The sequence below is a fragment of the Rhizobium sp. Root491 genome, from assembly GCF_001427205.1.
Taxonomy (GTDB): Bacteria; Pseudomonadota; Alphaproteobacteria; order Rhizobiales; family Rhizobiaceae; genus Agrobacterium; species Agrobacterium tumefaciens.
The window spans coordinates 47,477-68,447 of the sequence record NZ_LMFF01000015.1; the positions used below are offsets into that span (position 1 = coordinate 47,477).

Annotated in this window: 17 protein-coding genes; 11 read left to right on the forward strand and 6 right to left on the reverse strand. The window is 58.7% G+C overall.

The features are described from left to right. Positions 1–61 precede the first annotated feature (61 nt). Positions 62–838 carry a 3-hydroxybutyrate dehydrogenase gene (locus ASD46_RS16920; protein ID WP_025594214.1) on the reverse strand — a complete coding sequence of 259 codons (777 nt, stop codon included), beginning with the start codon at positions 836–838 and terminating at the stop codon, positions 62–64. Between the two features lie 232 nt (positions 839–1,070). Between ASD46_RS16920 and ASD46_RS16930 the strand changes: the two genes are divergently transcribed. The 4 genes from ASD46_RS16930 (at position 1,071) to sbmA (ending at position 5,915) form a co-directional block, all read left to right on the forward strand. After that, a complete protein-coding gene (locus ASD46_RS16930; RefSeq protein ID WP_003513642.1) occupies positions 1,071–2,132 on the forward strand; it encodes an LLM class flavin-dependent oxidoreductase in 1,062 nt (353 codons plus the stop codon). A 54-nt stretch (positions 2,133–2,186) separates the two neighbouring features. Beyond that, positions 2,187–2,939, forward strand: a complete 753-nt coding sequence (gene map / locus ASD46_RS16935; RefSeq protein ID WP_003513640.1) for a type I methionyl aminopeptidase — start codon at positions 2,187–2,189, stop codon at positions 2,937–2,939. Positions 2,940–3,263: 324 nt separating this feature from the next. After that, complete coding sequence (locus ASD46_RS16940; RefSeq protein WP_025594213.1) at positions 3,264–4,454, forward strand: MFS transporter; 1,191 nt, start codon at positions 3,264–3,266, stop codon at positions 4,452–4,454. Between the two features lie 192 nt (positions 4,455–4,646). Further along, a complete protein-coding gene (sbmA, locus tag ASD46_RS16945) occupies positions 4,647–5,915 on the forward strand; it encodes a peptide antibiotic transporter SbmA (RefSeq protein WP_003513636.1) in 1,269 nt (422 codons plus the stop codon). A 55-nt stretch (positions 5,916–5,970) separates the two neighbouring features. Here the strand turns inward: sbmA and ASD46_RS16950 are convergent, their stop codons facing one another. Further along, positions 5,971–6,954: a polysaccharide deacetylase family protein gene (locus ASD46_RS16950; RefSeq protein WP_013636647.1), complete on the reverse strand. Its 984-nt coding sequence runs from the start codon at positions 6,952–6,954 to the stop codon at positions 5,971–5,973. Positions 6,955–7,105: 151 nt separating this feature from the next. Between ASD46_RS16950 and ASD46_RS16955 the strand changes: the two genes are divergently transcribed. The 4 genes from ASD46_RS16955 to ASD46_RS16970 all read left to right on the forward strand — a co-directional run bounded on the left by ASD46_RS16955 (position 7,106) and on the right by ASD46_RS16970 (position 10,796). After that, the gene (locus ASD46_RS16955; protein ID WP_025594211.1) at positions 7,106–7,690 is read left to right on the forward strand and encodes an NnrU family protein; all 585 of its coding nucleotides are present in this window, start codon (positions 7,106–7,108) and stop codon (positions 7,688–7,690) included. Positions 7,691–7,844: 154 nt separating this feature from the next. Continuing rightward, positions 7,845–8,516 (forward strand): tetratricopeptide repeat protein, encoded by a 672-nt coding sequence (locus ASD46_RS16960; protein ID WP_013636645.1) that lies wholly within the window; start codon positions 7,845–7,847, stop codon positions 8,514–8,516. Positions 8,517–8,549: 33 nt separating this feature from the next. Then, entirely contained in the window at positions 8,550–9,980 is a 1,431-nt protein-coding gene (gene der, locus ASD46_RS16965) for a ribosome biogenesis GTPase Der (protein WP_013636644.1), read from the forward strand. A 207-nt stretch (positions 9,981–10,187) separates the two neighbouring features. Beyond that, positions 10,188–10,796 carry a DUF2026 family protein gene (locus ASD46_RS16970; RefSeq protein WP_060642534.1) on the forward strand — a complete coding sequence of 203 codons (609 nt, stop codon included), beginning with the start codon at positions 10,188–10,190 and terminating at the stop codon, positions 10,794–10,796. 190 nt (positions 10,797–10,986) lie between these two features. Here ASD46_RS16970 and ASD46_RS16975 read toward each other — a convergent pair whose 3' ends face one another. Next, positions 10,987–12,036, reverse strand: coding sequence for a bifunctional monoglucosyl/glucuronosyl diacylglycerol synthase (locus tag ASD46_RS16975; protein WP_013636642.1), 1,050 nt, complete (start codon positions 12,034–12,036; stop codon positions 10,987–10,989). Positions 12,037–12,245: 209 nt separating this feature from the next. Next, positions 12,246–13,166 (reverse strand): sugar kinase, encoded by a 921-nt coding sequence (locus ASD46_RS16980; RefSeq protein ID WP_003513625.1) that lies wholly within the window; start codon positions 13,164–13,166, stop codon positions 12,246–12,248. Between the two features lie 155 nt (positions 13,167–13,321). Here ASD46_RS16980 and ASD46_RS16985 point away from each other — a divergent pair, with 155 nt between their 5' ends. Both ASD46_RS16985 and aac(6') read left to right on the forward strand, forming a co-directional pair. Further along, complete coding sequence (locus ASD46_RS16985) at positions 13,322–14,986, forward strand: alpha-glucosidase family protein (RefSeq protein ID WP_025594206.1); 1,665 nt, start codon at positions 13,322–13,324, stop codon at positions 14,984–14,986. Next, the gene (gene aac(6'), locus ASD46_RS16990; RefSeq protein WP_025594205.1) at positions 14,983–15,438 is read left to right on the forward strand and encodes an aminoglycoside 6'-N-acetyltransferase; all 456 of its coding nucleotides are present in this window, start codon (positions 14,983–14,985) and stop codon (positions 15,436–15,438) included. The genes ASD46_RS16985 and aac(6') overlap by 4 nt, the downstream gene beginning before the upstream one ends. Before the next feature lie 253 nt (positions 15,439–15,691). On the opposite strand, the gene ade is transcribed toward aac(6'), so the two are convergent. Beyond that, a complete protein-coding gene (gene ade, locus ASD46_RS16995) occupies positions 15,692–17,386 on the reverse strand; it encodes an adenine deaminase (protein WP_019565181.1) in 1,695 nt (564 codons plus the stop codon). 276 nt (positions 17,387–17,662) lie between these two features. On the opposite strand from ade, the gene ASD46_RS17000 reads away from it, so the two are divergent. Next, positions 17,663–18,607 (forward strand): HD-GYP domain-containing protein, encoded by a 945-nt coding sequence (locus ASD46_RS17000; protein ID WP_025594203.1) that lies wholly within the window; start codon positions 17,663–17,665, stop codon positions 18,605–18,607. 76 nt (positions 18,608–18,683) lie between these two features. On the opposite strand, the gene ASD46_RS17005 is transcribed toward ASD46_RS17000, so the two are convergent. Then, positions 18,684–20,873, reverse strand: a complete 2,190-nt coding sequence (locus ASD46_RS17005) for an anthranilate synthase (RefSeq protein WP_003513614.1) — start codon at positions 20,871–20,873, stop codon at positions 18,684–18,686. Positions 20,874–20,971 lie beyond the last annotated feature (98 nt).

The window sequence follows — 20,971 nt, forward strand, 5'->3', positions numbered from 1 at the left end:
GCGCATATCGATTTCCGTTTTGGCAATTCATTGTTTCCAAAACGGAAAGAGATGTCGTCGATTATTGCGCTGTCCAGCCGCCATCGACGGAAATATGCGTGCCGGTAATGTTGCTGGCGGCATCGCTTGCCAGAAACAGCGCCGCTGCTGCCACGTCATCGATGGTGACGAATTGCTTTGTCGCCTGCAATTCCAGCATCACGTCGTTCTTCACCGCCTCTTCGCTGATGCCGCGCACCTTGGCCATTTCCGGTATCTGCTTTTCGACGAGCGGCGTCAGCACATAACCGGGACAGATGGCGTTGACGGTGACGCCCGTCTGCGCAAGCTCGAGCGCCGCCGTCTTCGTCAGGCCCATGATGCCGTGCTTGGCTGCCACATAGGCCGATTTGAACGGCGAGGCGACGAGACCGTGGGCAGAGGCAATGTTGATGATACGGCCTTTGCCGGCCTTCTTCATCAGGGGTATCGCAACGCGCATCGTATGGAAGGAACTGGTCAGATTGATGGCGATGATCCAATCCCACTTTTCCGTCGGAAATTCCTCGATCGGAGCGATGTGCTGAATGCCGGCATTGTTGACGAGCACATCGACCGAACCAAGCTTTTCATGCGCGGAATTGATGAGGTCGGCAATCTCGTCCGGTTTCGTCATATCTGCCGGGTGGTAGAGCACACGCCCGCCACTTTCGGCTTCCAGCAAGAGGCGGAGTTTTTCAATTTCGTCTTCGTCGCCGAAGCCATTCAGCACGATATTCGCGCCCTCCCTCGCAAATCTCTGTGCGATGCCAAGGCCGATGCCACTTGTGGAGCCTGTCACGATAACTGTCCGATGCATGCTTTCCCCTTTTTGCATTACTTCGCACATATTTAAGCAGGTTATGCCCAAAGGGGGCGGGCTGGCAATCGCGATTTCGGGCGCGATTTCGGGGGAGGCCGGCATGGGGCATAATGCGCCGGCGTCCATCCACTTTTTCGAAGCTAAGCATCCAGATTTTACGCCAGATTTTGCATTTGTCTGAAGGGCCGTCCGTGCCTATCTCTCAGACAATCAAACAGAGGTATCGTCTATGGAACTCGGTCTTTACACTTTTGCGGATGTCAATCCCAACCCCGCCGATGGCCGTGGGCCGGAAGGTGCGCGCCGGCTGCGCGAGTTGCTTGAGGAAATCGAGCTTGCCGATCAGGTCGGACTGGATGTGTTTGGGCTGGGTGAACATCACCGCCCGGACTATGTCGCGTCCTCACCCTCCACCGTGCTTGCGGCGGCGGCGGTGAAGACGAAGAATATCCGCCTGACGAGCGCTGTCTCGGTTCTGAGTTCGGATGATCCGGTCCGGGTCTTCCAGCAATTCTCCACCGTCGATCTCCTGTCGAACGGCCGTGCCGAAATCATGGCCGGGCGCGGTTCCTTCATCGAATCCTATCCGCTGTTCGGTTACGACCTCGAAGACTATGACGTGCTGTTTGCGGAAAAGCTCGATCTGCTCTTGGCGCTGCGCGAGAACGAAATCGTCACCTGGTCCGGCACCAAACACCCCGCCATCAATGGGCGCGGGGTCTATCCGCGTCCTCTTCAGGAGCGTCTGCCGGTCTGGATCGCGGTTGGCGGCACACCGCAATCGGTGGCGCGGGCCGGCGCCATGGGGCTGCCGGTGGCGCTTGCCATCATCGGCGGCGAATATCGCCGTTTCGCGCCGCTGTTCGATCTCTATCACGAAGCTGCACGCCGGGCGGGGCAGGAAAAGACCAGGCTGCGCACCAGCATCAACGTGCACGGCTTCATTGCCGACACCACCGACAAGGCGGCGGACCAGTTTTACGGACCGCAGGCAGAGGTGATGAACCGCATCGGCCGCGAGCGCGGCTGGGGTCCGACAAACCGCGCGCATTTCGATGCGGCGCGTGGGCCGGAGGGCAACCTCTTCCTTGGAGAACCTGAGCTGGTGGCGGAAAAGATCATCAAGGCGCACGGCGTTTTCAAGAACGACCGTTTCCTGTTGCAGATGGCAATCGGCCTGATGCCGCATGACCAGATCATGCGCGGCATCGAGCTTTATGGTACGAAAGTCGCGCCTGTTGTCAGAAAAGAATTGACGGGGAGTGCCGATCCGGTGAAAGCCACGGCCTGATTATTACCAAGGCGGGCGTCTTCAGACCCGCCATTTAGAACGACGGACAGAAACATGGTCATCTCCACCGACGAAGAACTGGTTTTGCTAAAGGATATCGGTCGCATCTGCGCCGTGGCCATGCAGACCATGGCGGATGCGCTGGAACCCGGTATCACCACGGCCGAACTGGATGCGATCGGCCGAAAGGTACTGGAGGATAACGACGCGCAATCGGCGCCGGAGTTCTGCTACCAGTTTCCCGGCGCGACCTGCATCAGCGTCAACGAAGAGGTTGCGCATGGCATTCCCGGCCCGCGCATCATCAAGGCGGGCGATCTCGTCAATATCGATGTTTCGGCGGTGAAGAGCGGTTTCTTCGGCGATACGGGTTCGTCTTTCGCCGTGCCGCCGGTGAAAAAGGAGATCGAGCGGCTGTGCCGCGATGGCAAGCGCGCCATGTGGACGGGCTTGCAGCAGGTGAAAACCGGTCGGCCCTTTGCCGATATCGGCAATGCCATCGGCTCCTTTGCAAAAAAGAACCGCTACACGCTAATCACCAATCTGGCGAGCCACGGCATCGGCCGCTCCCTGCATGAGGAGCCAAAGGAACTGGCGACCTGGCCGGACAAGGGTGAGCGGCGCATCATGCAGGAGGGCATGGTCTTCACCGTTGAGCCCTTCCTGTCAACGGGTGCCTATTGGGCTGAAGATGGCGACGACGATCCGTGGACGCTCTATAGCGATCCGAGCGCGCCGACCGTGCAGTATGAACATACCGTGGTTGCTACGAAGAACGGCCCGCTGGTGCTGACGCTGGTTGAGTGAGTGGTGAAGACCGCCACTTTACGAGACACCAAGTTTCGTAGCTGAGTGCGCCAATTACAACGTTTGCCGCATTCGTTGACCTTTCTCCTCCCTCATCCCTGTGCCTGTCACAGGGATCCAGCCAGCCCAAGTCCTTGGGCTGAAAGGACTTCTCTCGCCGCGCGGACGCGCGTCGGCTGGATTCCTGTGACAAGCACAGGAATGAGGGTGGATAAGGATGCGCAGGCAACAAGGTCCTTGCATCTCGTACCAACAAAGACGGCTTATGCTGCCGATCAAAATAACTCGCTTGTTCCGTGGCAGTGCGGTTGCGATAAGCCGTACATGAGCATCGACAAGCCACTTTCCCCCAAACATCTGACTGCACTCGGTTTCGCCGGCGCCTTGATGATGGCGTCCGCCATGGGCTTCGGCCGTTTTTCCTTTACCCCCATTCTTCCCGGCATGATGGCTGATGTTCCGCTATCGGCGGGGGATGCGGGGATTGTTGCGGCTGGAAATTTCGCCGGTTATCTCGCGGGGGCGGTTCTCGCCGCATATTCATGGGGCTCGGGGCGCGAACGGCTGGTCGCCCTTTGCGGCTTGTTTTCCACGGGCGCGTTGCTGCTTGCCATGGCAGCCTTCAACTCCGTTGCGGCCTTCACCCTGATCCGGTTTTTCGCCGGCGTTGCCAGTGCGATGACCATGATCTTCACGTCGCAGATCGTCATCGGCCACGCCATGAAAGCCGGCAAGGACCATATTCAGGCGCTGCATTATGGCGGCGTCGGTGCCGGCATCGCGATTTCCTCGCTCGTGGTCTATCTCATCGGCGTCGTTTTTGATGGCGGCGGTGCCTCCTGGCGGGAGGAGTGGATTGCCGGTGCCGTCTTTTCCTTCGCTACGTTTCTTCTCGTCTGGCGGGTGCTGCCCGCCGGGCCACCCCGGCATGCCTCTGCGCTGTCGGAGCCGACGCTCAAATGGACGAAGCCGCTCTTTCTGACGACGCTCGCCTATGGGCTGTTCGGCTTCGGTTACGTCATCACCGCCACCTTCATTGTTGCGATTGCACGCATGGCTGCTGCTGGCGCTTTCGTGGAATTTCTGGCCTGGTTCGTGACGGGATGTGCCGCCGCCATTTCGCTTTTCCTCTGGAAGCCAGTCTTGAAATCGCAGGGTCTGAAGCGCGCTTTCGTGATCGTTCTTGCTGTGGAAGCCGTCGGCGTCTTCGCTTCCGTCATGCTGCCACCCGTTCCGGGCGTGCTTGCCGGCGGTCTGCTTCTTGGGCTGACCTTCATGGTCATCACCGCCTATGGCCTTCAGCTCGGCCGGGAATTTGCAGGCCCAAGCCCACGCCGCGCCTTTGCCCTGATGACGGCAGCCTTCGGTACTGGACAGATCGTCGGACCACTCGCCGCCGGCTGGATTGCCGAGGTGACGGGAAGTTTTACTGCACCAAGTATTCTCGCCTCTGGCGTGCTTGTCGCCAGCATTCTCCTGATGCTGCCGGTTCTCGCCACGGAGCGGCGGCGCTAAATTCGCCCGGGCATATTGCGCCTCACAAGGGGCGATTTCAGGGGTTCCTTGCGGGATCGATCCGCCGTTTGCGCCTTACATCTTGTTAAGGTCGTCGCTTCTTCGTTGCTGTGCACAAATTTCTGCCCTAGGTTCGGGCCATCTAGTGCTTCGCCAATAATGGCTGACTTCAAACGCGCGTGAGTTCTAAACGTGTTTCATTCTTTCTTTCCCAAACCGAAATTGTTCTTCACCTCCGCCATCGTCTGGGCCTTTGTCGCCATTCTTGGATGGTACTTCATCGTTGAAGGGCTAGGCAGGTCTTGGGGCTACGTGATGCCCGAGCAAGAACCTTACGATCTCAGCTATTTTCTGGTTCCCGCCAATCTGTTCTTCTACGCCTATCTGGCATTGTGCCTGGTGTTGTTCGGGGCTGTCTGGACCGTTCTCGCCAAGGATCACCCCTGGAAGTTCTGGTCCATATGGGGATCGCTGCTGATTATCGCGGTGACCTATTTCGGCGTTCAGATTTCCGTCGTCATCAACAATTTCCGGCGGCCTTTCGGCGATCTCCTGCAAAATGCGCTGTCAAAACAGCCGGGTATCGAAGTCTGGGATTTTTACAGTCTTCAGATTGTTTTCGCCAAGATCGCCTTTCTCAGCATGGCTGTGTCGATCCTCACGGATTTCTTCACCAGCCATTATATCTTCCGCTGGCGCACCGCGATGAACGACTTCTACATGTCAAAATGGGAAAAGCTGCGCCACATCGAAGGTGCCTCGCAGCGCGTTCAGGAAGATACGATGCGGTTCTCCTCCACGCTGGAGGGATTGGGTATTACCCTGATCAATTCGGTCATGACGCTTGTTGTGTTTCTGCCGATCCTGTTTGCGCTGTCGTCCTACGTCTCCGAATTGCCGATCCTTGGCGAAGTGCCGCACGCGCTGTTCTGGCTGGCGATTGTCTGGTCCGTGTTCGGCACCGTGCTTCTGGCGACGGTCGGCATCAAGCTGCCCGGCCTGAATTTCCGCAACCAGCGTGTGGAAGCGGCTTATCGCAAGGAACTGGTCTACGGTGAGGATCACGCCGACCGCGCCCAGCCGCCGACTGTCAAGGAGCTTTACTCCAATGTGCGGAAAAACTATTTCCGCATGTATTGGCACTACCTCTACTTCAACGTCGCGCGGTATTTCTACATTCAGGCCGATGCCGTGTTCTTGCTCCTGATGCTTGTTCCCACCATCGTGGCGGGCAAGATCACCTATGGTATCTACCAGCAGATCGCCACGGCCTTCGGTCAGGTCAGTAATTCGTTCCAGTATCTGGTCAATTCCTGGACCACGATCATCGAGCTGCTGTCCATCCACAAACGTCTTGTGGCTTTCGAGGCCGCGATCGATGACAAGCCCCTGCCTGAAATCGACGAGCGTTATCTTCAGCGGGAAGCGGAAGCCGGAGAGCTGGCGGCCAACAAGCCCTGACGGAAAACAAAAAGGGCGGCCGACTGGCCGCCCTTTTGCATTGTATCCGGGGACCTTAGCCCTCTGTCTTCTGCTTCCTGCGCGCCTTGATGATCGGCATGGCCTCGGCGTAACTCACGCAGGCGACATCGTCGCTGCGGCAGACTTCGCGCAGCAGCCGCTCATAGGCGTTCCAATAGGCGCCGCCATTCATCTTCACGAAATGGAAGCCCATCTGCAGAGGGATGCGTTCGCCATTATACTGCTTGTCGAAAGCGGTGCGGAACGCCGCATAGGCGCGGTCCTCGAATTCCTGCGCGCGGTCCGGCGTCTCGATGCCGATGGAGTGGCGGATGAAGAGGTTGTAGTCCATGGCGATGATCGGGCGATTGCCGGGGCCTTCCGGAACCAGCGGCAGACCGAAATGTTCGATGCCGTCGCGCTCCACCGGCCATTCCGGTCCCTTGGTGATGCTGGTGGCGTCATAAACGAAGCCGTGTTTCTTCTGAGCCGCGGTCAGCGCCGGCCCCTGCGAAAGATAGGGCGCGCGGAAACCGTTGATGTTTTTCACCATGTCGCGCCAGCCTTCGGGTTCTTCACCCTTCTTGCCAATCATCTGCCAGGCATTTTCCAGCGTGCTGGTGAAGGTGGTAAACTCGCCGTCCCATTGCTCGGCGGTCCATTGGCCGCCATCGAAATGCCCGCAGGTGTGATTGCCGATTTCGTGGCCTTCGCGATAGGCCGACCAGATGTTGCGCAGCCGCGTCTCCACCTCTTCCGGCGACTGGCCGAAGCCGACATTGGAGCGCCCGGCCTTCTGGCCGGGGCCCTGATAGGTCTTGGCGCTGGTCTTGCGGTCCATCACCAGCGTGCAGGCAAGGAAATAGGTGAAATGCGCGCCGACCTCCTTCGCCGTCGCACGACTTCTTTCCCACAGCGAATTGTCGCCCGCACCGTCGAAAGAAACGATGACGAGTTGCTTCGGCTTCTCCGCATTTTCAGCAAAAGCGGGAAGGGCAAGGCAGAGCGACAGGGAAAAAGCAGTCAATGGGCGAAACATCAGGCATCCGTCATGTGAAACACCGCTGCCTTTTGCGGGTGGAATAAGGCGAAGCTTTGAATAAACTGGCTTTTTTACGTCTTTCAGCCTAATTCCTTTTCTGCGTCGCGGTAATGAGGCCGCATTCCGTTCCACCGGGGGACCGTGTTCCATGCTTTTTCTCGTACTCTGTCTTGCCTTGTTTTTCCTGACGCATCTTTTGAAGGTGTTTGCGCCGCGATTTCGCGCGCAGATGATCGCGAAGATGGGAGAAGGACCGTTCAAGGGCGTCTATTCTCTCGCAAGCCTCATAACGCTCGGTCTCGTCATCTATGCGTTTGGCGAGGCGCGACAGGAAACCGGCTTTCTGTGGAACCCGCCGGTCTGGACGAGCCACCTCGCCGTGACCCTGATGCTGCCCGCGATGATCTGTCTTATCGCCAGCCTCATCCCGGCTGGCCACATCGCAACCAGAACAAAACATCCGCTCATTCTGGCGGTCAAGATCTGGGCGCTCGCCCATCTTCTGGCGAATGGAGAGACCTCTTCGATTCTTCTCTTTGCATCGTTCCTCGCCTGGGGTGTGGTGATGCGGATTTCGCTGAAGCGCCGGGAAAGAGCGGGTGAAAAAGTGGTCCGTCCCTTCGTCTCGGGCCGTTACGATCTGGTGGCTATCGTCGGCGGCATCGTTCTCTGGGGCGCTTTCATCCTGAAACTGCACGAATGGTTGATCGGCGTTCAGCCCATCGCCATGTAGGAAATCAACGTTTCCCCCTTACATATCAGGCAAAATAGGCTAGAAGGCCGACCATGACCCGTCGGCCGGACTTTTGCTGACCCGGGTAAGCGGCTTGGTATGTCTGCGAACGGATGGATCGGCGACGATCTCCGCGCGGGTAACGGAGAATTTGATGGCAAACGAAAATGATACCTTTATCCGCGAAGTGAACGAGCAGATCCGTTCCGAGCAGCTTTCCCGTTTCTGGGGCCGCTACGGTATCGTGGTCGTTGGCGCCGCCGTTCTCGTGGTTGTGGGCGCCGCCGGTGCCGGCATCTACGAATACTGGAACACTAGCCGCGCTTCCAATTCCGGCGACCAGTTCATTGCGGCGCTGAAGCTTGCTTCCGACAACAAGACGGACGAAGCGCTGAAGGCCTTTGCCGATCTTGAAACCTCCGGTCATGGCAATTATCCGGTGCTGGCGAAGTTCCGTTCTGCGACGCTGCTTTCGCAGAAGGGCGATGCGGCCGGCGCCATCGCTGCCTTCACCGCGATCGGCAACGACACGTCTGCCCCGCAGGTCTTCCGCGATACGGCGAAGGTGCGCGCGGCGTGGCTGCTGGTTGACAACGGCACGTATGATCAGGTCGTTGCACTTGCGGAGCCGTTGAGCGGCGAAGGCCAGACCATGCGTGCATCGGCTCGCGAAGCCCTTGGTCTTGCCGCCTACAAGGCTGGCGATTTCACCAAGGCCAAACAATGGTTCGAGCAGATCGTCAGCGACGCGCAGGCGCCACGCAATGTGACGAACCGCGCACAGATCATGCTCGACAATATCACTGCTTCGGGCAAAGCTGTCTAACACGGCTTTCCCACCTCCAAGGATTAACAATCAATGAGCTTCACCGTCGCCATAGTCGGGCGCCCCAATGTCGGCAAGTCCACGCTTTTCAACCGTCTGGTCGGAAAGAAGCTGGCGCTTGTCGACGATACGCCGGGCGTAACCCGTGACCGCCGCCCCGGCGACGCGAAGCTTGTCGACCTTCGTTTCACCATCATCGATACTGCCGGTCTGGAGCAATCCGGGCCGGAGACGCTTCAGGGCCGCATGTGGGCGCAGACCGAAGCGGCGATCGACGAAGCCGATGTGACGCTTTTTGTCGTTGACGCCAAGGCAGGCCTGACGCCCGCCGATGAAACGCTGGCCGAAATGCTGCGCCGTCGTGGCAAGCCGGTGGTTCTGGTGGCCAACAAGTCCGAGGCGCGTGGTTCCGATGCGGGGTTCTACGATGCCTTTACGCTTGGTCTTGGCGATCCGTGCGCCATCTCGGCCGAACATGGCCAGGGCATGATCGACCTGCGCGACGCCATCGTCGAGGCGATTGGCGAAGACGTTGCCTTCCCGCCTGAAGTGGATGAGGCGGAGACCGATATCGTTCTTCCGCGCACTGAGCCAGGCAGCGAAGAAGAGGAAGAAGAAGAGCCTGTTTATGATGAGACCAAGCCGCTGCGCGTCGCCATCATCGGCCGACCGAATGCGGGCAAGTCCACCCTCATCAACCGTTTCCTTGGTGAAGACCGCCTGCTAACCGGCCCGGAAGCGGGCATTACCCGCGACAGTATTTCCGTCGAGTGGGACTGGCGCGGCCGCACCATCAAGATGTTCGACACGGCCGGCATGCGCCGCAAGGCCAGGGTAACGGAAAAGCTGGAGAAGCTCTCTGTCGCGGATTCCCTGCGCTCCATTCGTTTCGCCGAAACGGTGGTGATCGTGTTCGACAGCACCATTCCGTTCGAAAAGCAGGACCTGCAGCTGGTCGATCTCGTTATCCGCGAAGGCCGCGCCGCCGTGCTTGCCTTCAACAAATGGGACCTGGTTGAAGATCCGCAGGCGTTTCTGGCCGATCTGCGTGAAAAGACCGAGCGGCTTCTGCCGCAGGCCCGCGGCATTCGTGCCGTGCCGATGTCCGGCCAGACGGGCTATGGCCTTGACCGGCTGATGCAGAACATCATCGATACCGACAAGATCTGGAACCGCCGCATCTCGACCGCCAAGCTCAACCGCTGGCTCGATGCGCAGACCACGCAGCATCCGCCGCCGGCCGTTTCCGGCCGCCGCCTCAAGCTGAAATACATGACGCAGGTAAAGGCGCGCCCGCCGGCCTTCATGATTTCCTGCACCCGACCGGAAGCCATTCCGGAGAGCTACACGCGCTACCTCGTGAACGGTCTGCGCAAGGATTTCGACATGCCGGGCGTGCCGCTCCGCGTGCATTATCGTGGCTCGGAGAATCCATTCGAGAGCAAGGCGAAGAAGAGGCGGTAATCGGCTGCTGAAAACCTCTCCTCCGTTATTCTCGCGCTAGTCCCGAGAATCTGCAAACTTTCGATTTTGCGACACGGGAGGTAGATCCTCGGGACAAGCCCGAGGATGACGTTGCGTGGGGCAGAGGTCTCACCAATATCGAGATCGACGGTGAACCGGTCTCTCCCGTTGCCTTCCGATAACCATAAAACCGGCGAGTAAAAAACCATGTTGATCAAGCAGACCGACTATCACCGGATTTACCGCGTCATCAACAGCCTGCTCGTCAACGACAATGCCGACCCGGCTACGGCCTGCATGTATTTCAGCACCTTCGTCGCCTTCATCCTTCAGCAGCATTACAAGGTGAAAGCTGTGCCGAAGGGCGGGCTTGCCGCTTATAATCTGGGTGGAACGGTCATGCTTTTTGCGGACCATCGTGACGATGGTTACGTAACGGGCGCTGGCGATAATTTCCATTGCTGGGTCGAAGCGGACGGATGGGCTATCGATTTCATGGCGCCCGCTTTTTCGCAGAGCGCACGCGAACTTTCCGTGCCCCCGAAGATGTTTCAGCGTCCGCTATCGGCCATGGCGGCTTCCATCAACGATCTCGATCAATCCGGCGATTTCTTCTACCGCTCCGAGCCGGAAGCCACCGCGCGGCGTTTTGCCGACTGGCATAAACAGGCGATGATTGGCGATCTGGCGAGCGTCGCCGCAAACTGGTTCCGCAAGTCGCCGAAACAGATGTCCCCGTCGCTTTCGGTCACGGAGCGGAACGGCAAGGCGCGGACGGTGCCGCTTTCCGGCCAGGCGCTCGTCGGCGCGTGGTGATCTGAGACGGGATAAGTCTTTGTGAAATTAGGACGGCCAGCGTGATCTCGCGGCAGCCGCCTGACGTCAATCAGCAGCCCGACCCCGTTCTAAAGATAACGGCGGTCGCGTCCAGATCGTCTTGTGACACTCCTGCTTTGTTTCGTCCACCGTTCCCCGATAAAATGTCGGGGATCAATGTGTCTCCACGTCAGGCAAGTCGTGAGCGGGACAAAAGCGGCAGGGATTTTCCGGCGGCGTGAATGACGTTGTCGAGGAATTGCCGCGATGCCTTTTCCCAGCTGTAGCTTTTGGAAAGCGCCAGGGCCTCCTGCGATGAACAATGGAGCGCTGCAAGACACGCGTCGCGAAGATTGTCATTCAGCGCGCCTGCCCCGGGATTGCCGCCGAGAATATCGATCGGCCCGGTAACGGGGAAGGCGGCCACCGGCACACCGCTCGCCAGCGCTTCTAGAATGGTGTTGCCGAATGTGTCGGTCTTGGACGGGAAAACGAAGACATCGGCCTGCGCATAGGCAGCCGCGAGTTCTTCCCCGGTCTTGATGCCGGTAAACAGCACGTCCGGATATTTTTCCTGCAATTCATGGCGGGCCGGGCCATCGCCGATCACGACCTTCGATCCGGGCAGCTCGAGGTCGAGGAATTCAGGCAGGTTCTTTTCCACCGCCACACGACCGACCGTCATGAAGATCGGTCTTGGCAGATCGAAAGGCAGCGACGTTTTCGGACGTGGATGGAACAGTTCGGCATCGATGCCGCGGCTCCAGCGCTTCAAGTTGCGAACCCCGCGGGCCTCAAGCTCGGTCTCGAGGCTTGGCGTCGCCACCATGCAGGTGTTGCCGCCATTGTGAAACCAGCGCACGAAAGCGTAAAGCCAGCTTTCCGGGATGGGGAAGCGCGCCGCGACATATTCGGGAAAGCGGGTGTGATAGCTGGTGGAAAAACGCATCCTGTTCTTCACGCACCAGCGCCGCGCCATGAAACCCAGCGGACCCTCGGTGGCGATGTGCACGAAGGAGGGCTGGCTTTTTTCAATCTCCGCCGCGACACGGCGATAGCCGGCGACTGACAGGCGGATTTCCGGATAGGTCGGGCAGGGGATGCTGTAGAAACTCTGCGGTGTCACCATGTGCACATCCACGCCCAGCCGCGCGAGTTCCGTATTGGTATTTTCGATGGAACGAACCACGCCGTTGACCTGCGGGTGCCAGGCATCTGTGACAATCGTGATTCTCGTCATGAAACACCGATCCTGCTCGACTGCGCGCGGGCGATTCCCCACCACCCGGCTTCCGCCCGTATATGCGGCGTGCGTGTTACAGGATCATGTCAGGGCGGATAAGGGTAGAGAAGTGTCCTTTGCACACACAAGCTTGCTCTGTCCGTAATACCCGCTCCTGGTCATCCCTGTGACAAGCACAGGTGTCAAGAAGCCGGTTCCGTCTGGCATCATCCGACCAGCGGAAGAAGCTCGGGGCTGATCAGCGCGCCGTGATGGCCGATGACGGTTGCCGCTGCCCGTGCGGCAAAGACGGCGGCGTCATGCGGCGAACTGCCGGTTACATATCGGGCGAGAAACGCGCCGTTGAAACTGTCGCCTGCACTTGTCGTATCCACCACATCCACGGCTTCTACCGCCGGAGCGTGGCTGCGTGCGCCGCTGAAATCGAGTGTCGCACCCTTTGCGCCATCCTTGACGACGATGTTGGCGACGCCGAGCGCACGGTAACGCTCGATTGTGGCCTCGACAGATGTGTCACCGAAATGGCTGGCTTCGTCATCGAAACTTGGCATTACCAGCGTTGCGGCGCGTGCGCCGTTGGTAATCGTCTCCAGCATCGTGTCCTTGTCGGACCAGAGGCGCGGGCGGATGTTCGGGTCGAAGACCACGGGCTTGCCCGCTGCCTTGGCGCGGCGCAGTTCCGCAAGGAAAGTATCTACATCGTGCGGCGAGGCGAGAATGGCGAGCGTGATGCCAGAAAAATAGATGACGTCGGCGCTTTCCACCGTCTTGCGCAGGTGGTCCGCATCTGCTGCGAGTTGCCTTGCTGCGGCGGCGTTGCGCCAATAGCTGAAGGTGCGCTCACCATCCTTGAGGTTGATGAGGTAAAGGCCGGGTGTGCCGCCCTTGATGCGGCGGATTTTTTCCGTGCCGATACCGGCATCTGCAATGAAGGCCAGCATGTCCTGCGAAAGAGGATCGTCGCCGAGTGCCGTGAAATAATCGACGGACCAGTCTTCTGGCAGACAGGCACGTGCATACCATGCCGTATTGAAGGTATCACCGGCAAAACCCTTGCGCAGCAGCCCGTTTCCGGCCTGCGACAGTTCCACCATACATTCGCCAATCGACAGAAACCGTCCGCCCACGCCGTCATCCTCCACTTGCTTTACCTTCGGGATTACGACGACAGGAGGTGCCTGACAAGCCCGCTTCGAGGTGATTTTGGGCATTTGCGAAGTTCCGGTTTACGCAGGGACAGCTGCTTTATATTCTCGGACCAACCCTCATCAGGAGATCGCTCATGCCGACAACCCATGCCCCGGTCCACAAATCCCAAGCGCAATCGGACTGGTGGAAGGGGGCGGTGATCTATCAGGTATATCCGCGATCCTTTCAGGACACGACCGGCGACGGTTACGGCGATCTTGCCGGGGTGACGAAGCGGCTGTCCTACATCGCCTCGCTCGGCGTCGATGCCATCTGGCTCTCGCCTTTCTTCACCTCTCCCATGGCCGATATGGGCTATGACGTATCCGATTATTGCAATGTCGATCCGATGTTCGGCACGCTTGCCGATTTCGATGCATTGATGGCCGAGGCGCACCGGCTGGGGCTGAAAGTCATCATCGACCAGGTGATTTCGCATACATCCGATAAGCATCCCTGGTTCGTGGACAGCCGTGCAAGCCGCATCAACAGCAAGGCGGACTGGTATGTCTGGGCCAATCCCAAACCGGATGGCACGGCGCCCACCAACTGGCTTTCCGTTTTCGGCGGGCCGGCATGGGAATGGGATGGCGTGCGCAAGCAATATTACATGCACAGCTTTCTCGCCTCGCAGCCGGATCTCAATTTTCACAATCCGGATGTTCAGGATGCGCTTTTGGAAACCGTACGGTTCTGGCTCGATCGCGGCGTGGACGGTTTTCGTCTCGATACCGTCAATCACTATTTCCACGACAAGCTGTTGCGCGACAACCCGCCGCTTTTGGACGACGAAAGCTTTGGTCTCGATGCGTCCGACGTCAATCCTTACGGCATGCAGGATCATCTCTACGACAAGACGCGGCCGGAAAACGTGGCCTTCCTCCAGCGCTTCCGCGCGCTTCTCGATGAATATGAGGGCCGCGCCACCGTGGGCGAGGTGGGGGACGGCGCACGCTCGCTGAAGACGGTCGCGGCCTACACATCCGGCAACGACAAACTCAACATGTGCTATACCTTCGATCTGCTTGGCCCGGATTTCAGCGCAAAACACCTGCGGGGCTCGGTCGAGACCTTTGGCAAGGTGGTGACGGATGGCTGGGTGTGCTGGGCTTTTTCCAACCACGATGTGGTGCGCCATCTGAGCCGGTTTTCCGAAGGCTCCGAGGAGCAGACGCGGGTTGCGAAGCTCGCCATCTGCGTTCTCGCCAGCCTGCGCGGCTCGATATGTCTGTATCAGGGTGAGGAGCTGGGCCTGACCGAGGCCGAACTGGCCTTCGAGGATTTGCGTGACCCCTACGGCATTCGCTTCTGGCCCGCCTTCAAGGGGCGTGACGGGTGCCGCACGCCGATGGTGTGGGAAACCGGCAAGCCGAATGCGGGTTTTTCAAGCGCGGAAAAGCCGTGGCTGCCGGTGCCCTATGCCCACGCCATGCAGGCGGCGGATGCGCAGGAGCGCAAGCCGGACTCGGTTCTTAACCACTACCGCGCGGTCTTGTCCTTCCGCAAAACCCATGGAGCATTGCGCGACGGCGATATGGACTTCATCAAGACCAATCTCGATCTGCTGGCCTTCACGCGCCACAAGGGTGACGAAAAACTGCTGTTCGTTTTCAACCTGACCCGTGAGGCGGTTGAATTTCCTGTCCCGAAGGGTATGGAGGTCACGGATATCCTGCCGATGCCGGGTTTTGAGCCGCTGTTCGACGCCGGGATCGTGAAGCTTGAGGGGTTGGACGTGTTTTGCGGGGTCGTCGCTTGAGCCTGCAATTTTCCATCAGGGACGCCGCAGCATTTCTGGACGACTGGTCCCTTTTGCGCCACCGTTTATGGCCCGATGCCTCTGTTGCCGAACACAGGGCGGAATTGCAGAACCTCTCCGACAACGACGCCGGTTTCATTGCCTATGATCTGGTCGGAATGGCCATCGGTTTCGCCGACATCAGCCTCCGGCGGGATTATGTCAACGGATGCGATACCTCGCCTGTTGCGTTTCTCGAAGGCGTTTATGTGGAAGAAGAATTCCGCGGTCAGGGCGTTGCCGCGGCATTGATCGCCGAGGTCACCCGCTGGGCGATCAGCAGGGGCGTGAGCGAGCTTGCCTCCGATGCCGATATTGCCAATGTCGATTCACACCGTATGCATGCGGCGCTGGGGTTTGAGGAGACCGAACGGGTGGTTTATTTCCGCAAGCTGCTGCCATCGCATTCATGACTTGCCGATGCTGTAAGTCAGCCGATTTAGCAATCCGTCCGTTTCGCCTTGTCTGAACCGGCATTTTCATGCGGACGTCGCTCGGCTCTTTTATGCTTATTCTGGGAACTTGCGCCACGCCTATTTTGGCAGGGTCGCGGGCAAATATTATTACGTGACCTGGCCTGCAGAAACGAAAACCTGAGACGGCTCGCGCCGTCTCAGAAACGCGGCATAAGCAGATTACGCTGTTTCCGGCCGATAAACTCCATCGTCAGATCAGTGCAAACCGATCCACATCCACCATGCCCATGTCGGAAATCTTCAGGTGCGGGATGACGGGTAGCGGCAGGAAAGCCACCTGCAGGAAGGGCTCCTCGAGCGTCGTGCCGAGCGCATAGGCTGCCTTTCGCAGGGTGTGGAGCGTGTCTCGCACCGTTTCGTAAGGTTCAAGGCTCATCAACCCGGCAACCGGGAGCGCAATCTCGCCCGTCACCTTGCCGTCTTCGACCACCACGAAACCGCCCTTGATTTCGCCGAGCCGGTTGGCGGCCAGCGCCATGTCGTCCTCGTTAACGCCGACAACGCAGATATTGTGGCTGTCATGACCGACAGTGGAGGCGATGGCGCCCTTCTTCAGCCCGAAGCCCTGCACGAAGCCGTTGGCGTGGTTGCCGTTCTTGCCATGGCGCTCGATGACGGCGACCTTGATGATGTCGTTTGCGAGATCGACAGTCGTCTGGTTGCCGTCCGTCGGCAGCGTGTAGCGGCGATGTTCGGTTATGATCTTGCCGGGGAGCACGCCCATCACCGGGGTCTCGCCTTGCGCGACCGGCACGCCGAAATGGGCGGCGAGCACGGGTCTTGCCTTGACGCTGTCAAGACCGACGGGCGCGACCGGCTTGCGGGTGGCAAACAGCGCGTCATCGACGATACGGCCGCCGGAGAAGACCATGCCGGCCTTGCAGTTCTGCAAGGTGTCGATCACCACGAGGTCGGCGCGCCAGCCCGGTGCGATAAGACCGCGATCGCGCAGGCCGAAGGCCTTTGCGGCGGAAATCGAGGCGGCGCGGTAGATGGCGAGCGGTTCCACGCCGTTGGCGATTGCAGTGCGGATCATATAATCGAGATGACCCTGTTCGGCGATGTCGAGTGGGTTGCGGTCATCGGTGCAAAGCGCAAGATAAGGCGACAGACGCTCGGTGATAACAGGCATCAGGGCGTGCAGGTCTTTTGAGACCGAGCCTTCGCGCACGAGAATATGCATGCCCTTACGGATCTTTTCCAAAGCCTCGGCAGCACTGGTGCACTCATGTTCGGTGCGGATGCCGGCTGCCAGATATCCGTTCAGCGCCGTTCCCGACAGAAGCGGCGCGTGTCCGTCGATATGCTGTCCCTGAAAGGCTTCGAGTTTTGCCATGCATACCGGGTCTTTGTGGATGACACCCGGAAAATTCATGAATTCGGCAAGGCCGATAACCTTCGGATGATCACGGAACGGCAGCAGTTTTTCGATCGGCAGATCGGCGCCCGAGGTTTCCAGATGGGTTGCGGGCACGCAGGACGAGAGCTGCACGCGGATGTCCATGATGGTTTCCATGGAACTGTCCAGGAAGAACCGAAGCCCCTCCGCGCCCAGAACATTGGCGATCTCATGCGGGTCGCAGATGGCGGTGGTAACGCCGTAGGGCAGAACGCAGCGGTCGAATTCGTGCGGCGTCACCAGCGATGATTCGATGTGGAGATGGGTATCGATGAAACCTGGAACGACGATTTTCCCCGAAATGTCGATTTCCCGGCGACCCTTGTAGCTTTCGCAAGTTCCAACGATGGTATCGCCGCAGATGGCGATGTCGGAGGCAACAAGTTCTCCAGTTACGAGGTCGAAGAATCGTCCGCCCTTGAGAACTATATCTGCCGGTTCACGGCCCGTACCCTGATCGATGCGCGTTTCAAGTTTCGAATTCATGCGGCTTTTCTTCGGCTCCTGGTTTACGTCGTTCGCGAGAATTTTCAGTATTTACATTCTTAGGTTGTTTCTTGGCTTAATCGAATTGATTCTTTGCGTTTTAAATATATCCAGAGTAAAAAATTTTCATATTCGTGCTATCTTATGTTTAAGTTCCAAAATTGAACAATGTTAGGAATGCGTAACTTACCCTTGGAGGGATACCGGTTGGTTCCGGTCTTTTCAGCAATTGCCAGTGCAGGTTACCATTCCCGGGAAGGAAAATAAAAGCGTCTGATGCTCAAACGAATTTCTACCCAGCAATTGACGGTTGGCATGTTTATCGAAGCGGTCGAGGGAGCGCTTTCGAACAGCGAATTTTTGCAGCGATATCGATTTCTTCTGCGCCATGAAGAGTTGATGCGTCAATTGAAATTGAGCGGCGCTGAAAGCATCATCATCAATACGGCCAAGGGAAACGATATCGAGGGTAGGCCGTACTCTGGAACCGTCCCGCCGCGATTAAACAATGGCCCCGAAACCATGGCTGCCATCACCCATGCCGTGCGCTCCGCCGCCGATGCCATTGCCGAGACATTTGCCGTTGCCGAAGCCGGTGGCTGCGTGTCGCTCAAGGGCATGACAGCGGCGGCCGGCAAGATTTCCGATGCGGTCCAGTCGAACCCGGCGATTTTCATCGGCGTTACCCGGTTGAAGTCGAAGGACGAGACGACCTTCGTGCATTCGGTTTCGGTCAGCGGGTTGATGATCCATTTTGGCAATTATCTCGGGCTGGACAAGGGAACGGTCGATCTGCTCGGCATCAGCGGCCTGCTGCACGATATCGGCAAGGTGGAAATTCCTTCGTCGATCCTCAACAAGGCGGAAGGTTTAAGCGCCACCGAGCGGGAAATCATCAATCTTCATCCAACGTTTGGCCGGGATATCTTGTCTCGCAACGAGCAGATGCCGGCCATGGTTCTGGATGTCTGCTTCAATCATCACGAGCGCATTGATGGCGGCGGTTATCCCAGCGGCTGCGCCGGAAACGAGATCAGTCTTCACGCGCGCATTGCGGCGATCTGCGATGTCTATGACGCCGTAACCTCGGTTCGGCCCTACAAGAAGCCGTGGACGGCAAACGAAGCGCTGACGTGGATGTTGCGCCGGGAAGGCCACTTCGACATGCAACTTTTGAAGAAATTCGCGCTGTGCATTTCAACATCGCTGCCGCGTAGCTAGGCAGCAAGCGATCTCGAAGTCGCGCTGTTTGAGGCTTGCCCGGCGGCGCCGAAGTGACGCCGCCGATGCAGGATGTTTACGCTGCCTTGGTTTTCGCCTTGCGGGTCAGATGCACCACCACGTTCTCGATCATGCGCATGCCGGCATCCTGGCCGAGAGTCATGATCGATTCCGGGTGGAACTGAACGGCGGCTACCGGTTCCTTGGCGTGTTCGATGCCCATGATCGTGCCGTCTTCACTTTCCGCGGTGATGATGAAATCACGCGGAAGGGTGGAAGGGTCGGCGAAGATCGAGTGGTAGCGACCCACGGTCACTTCCTTGCCGAGACCGGAGAAGACCAGGCCTGGCTCCAGCACGCGGATGCGTGAGGGCTTGCCGTGCATTGGTACCGCAAGTTGGCGAAGTTCGCCGCCATAGGCTTCCGCCAGCGCCTGAAGACCGAGGCACACGCCGAAGATCGGCAGCTCGCGGGCGCGGGCGGCCTTGATCGTCGCCTTGCAGTCGAAATCCGTCGGGCTGCCCGGTCCGGGCGAAAGCACGACGAGATCGGGCTGGAAGCGGTCGAAGACCTCCGCTGCAACCGGCGTTCTGACGGTGGAAACCGTGGCGCCCGTCTGGCGGAAATAATTCGCCAGTGTGTGCACGAAACTGTCTTCGTGATCGACCAGCAGGATCTTGACGCCGGTGCCCACCTTGGCGGCATCGCGCTTGGTGGCGGCCGAGTTTGTAGCTTTTGCATCGCGAATGGCCGCGATCATGGCGGATGCCTTCAGTTCGGTTTCGGCTTCTTCTTCTTGCGGATTGGAATCATTGAGAAGCGTCGCACCGGCGCGGACTTCCGCGATGCCATCCTTGATACGGATGGTGCGCAGCGTAAGCCCGGTATTCATGTCGCCGTTGAAACCGACCATGCCGATTGCACCGCCATACCAGGCGCGCGGGCTCTTTTCATGACTTTCAATGAAGCGCATGGCCCAGAGCTTCGGTGCGCCGGTGACGGTGACGGCCCAGGCGTGGCTGAGGAAGCCATCGAAGGCATCCATGTCGTCGCGCAGACGGCCCTCGATGTGGTCGACCGTGTGGATGAGGCGCGAATACATCTCGATCTGGCGGCGGCCGATGACCTTTACCGAACCCGGCTCGCAGACGCGGCTCTTGTCATTGCGGTCCACATCCGAGCACATGGTCAGTTCGGACTCGTCCTTCTTCGAATTCAGCAGCTTCAGGATCTGCTCGCTGTCGGCAATCGGGTCGTCGCCACGCTTGATGGTGCCTGAAATCGGGCAGGTCTCAATGCGACGGCCGGAGACTCGCACGAACATTTCCGGCGAAGCACCGACCAGATATTCCTGATGACCGAGATTGATGAAGAAGGAATAGGGCGAAGGGTTGATCGCCTTCAGGCGGCGGGAGATCGCCGATGGATTGCTTTCGCAGCGCTCCATGAACTTCTGGCCGGGAACGACCTCGAACAGATCGCCGCGTCGGAAGCTTTCCTTGGCTTTCACCACCAGCTCGGAATATTCGCCGGGACGGTGATCGCCCTTGGGCGGGATCGTGTCGGTGGTCTTGAAGGGATCGGGCGCGATCTCTGAGGACTTGCCGTCCGTCGTTACACCGTCCTTCTCGAAATCGTAACGGTCGATCCAGGCCTTGGCGGAATAATGGTCCACGACGAGAATTTCGTCAGGCAGATAAAGCACCATGTCGCGCTGGTCTTCCGGGCGCGCGAGCGAAAGCTTGATCGCGTCGAACTGGAAAGCGAGATCGTAACCGAAGGCGCCGAACAGGCCGATGGCCGAATCCGCATTCGAATAGAACAGGTCGACGATGGCGCGCAGCGCCGTGAAGACGGTCGGGATTTTGGAGCGTTCTTCTTCTGTAAAGACGCGGTCCGGCTCGTTGACCGTGAGGTCGAGACGGCGGACGGAGGATGCGCCCAGCGTCAGATCGGGCGTCGCCTTCAGCTTTTCGGTGATGAAGTCGAGCAGCACTTCGCCGCGACCGTTATAGGCTTCGATCCACATCTGGCGACCGAAGCAGGAAATGCCGAGCGGCGGATCGATGATGGCCGTATCCCAGCGCGTGTAGCGGCCCGGATATTCGTAGTTGGACGAGAAAACCGCGCCGCGATGGGCATCGAGCTTTTCGATGTAGTTGTCGATGGCGCTGGCATATTCGGCGGCGCGACGCTTTCGGCTGACCTTTATGCCGCCTTTCGTCTCGTAGGTTTCCGCTCCGTCATCCTGAATGATCGTTACCATTTCTTTCGCACTTCCCGTTTTTCAGGCCCGATGACAGGCGGCAGAATAACAAAAAAGCCGCCTGAAAATTCGGGCGGCTTGGACTTTGTCTGAAGACA

Coding starts and splice junctions, on each gene's coding strand:
- ASD46_RS16985 (WP_025594206.1), top strand. CDS start 13,322: ATGCCGACAACCCATGCCCCGGTCCACAAATCCCAAGCGCAATCGGAC.
- ASD46_RS17005 (WP_003513614.1), bottom strand. CDS start 20,873: ATGGTAACGATCATTCAGGATGACGGAGCGGAAACCTACGAGACGAAA.
- der (WP_013636644.1), top strand. CDS start 8,550: ATGAGCTTCACCGTCGCCATAGTCGGGCGCCCCAATGTCGGCAAGTCC.
- ASD46_RS16970 (WP_060642534.1), top strand. CDS start 10,188: ATGTTGATCAAGCAGACCGACTATCACCGGATTTACCGCGTCATCAAC.
- ASD46_RS16920 (WP_025594214.1), bottom strand. CDS start 838: ATGCATCGGACAGTTATCGTGACAGGCTCCACAAGTGGCATCGGCCTT.
- ASD46_RS16955 (WP_025594211.1), top strand. CDS start 7,106: ATGCTTTTTCTCGTACTCTGTCTTGCCTTGTTTTTCCTGACGCATCTT.
- ASD46_RS16975 (WP_013636642.1), bottom strand. CDS start 12,036: ATGACGAGAATCACGATTGTCACAGATGCCTGGCACCCGCAGGTCAAC.
- ASD46_RS17000 (WP_025594203.1), top strand. CDS start 17,663: ATGCTCAAACGAATTTCTACCCAGCAATTGACGGTTGGCATGTTTATC.
- ASD46_RS16930 (WP_003513642.1), top strand. CDS start 1,071: ATGGAACTCGGTCTTTACACTTTTGCGGATGTCAATCCCAACCCCGCC.
- ASD46_RS16940 (WP_025594213.1), top strand. CDS start 3,264: ATGAGCATCGACAAGCCACTTTCCCCCAAACATCTGACTGCACTCGGT.
- ASD46_RS16950 (WP_013636647.1), bottom strand. CDS start 6,954: ATGTTTCGCCCATTGACTGCTTTTTCCCTGTCGCTCTGCCTTGCCCTT.
- ade (WP_019565181.1), bottom strand. CDS start 17,386: ATGAATTCGAAACTTGAAACGCGCATCGATCAGGGTACGGGCCGTGAA.
- map (WP_003513640.1), top strand. CDS start 2,187: ATGGTCATCTCCACCGACGAAGAACTGGTTTTGCTAAAGGATATCGGT.
- ASD46_RS16960 (WP_013636645.1), top strand. CDS start 7,845: ATGGCAAACGAAAATGATACCTTTATCCGCGAAGTGAACGAGCAGATC.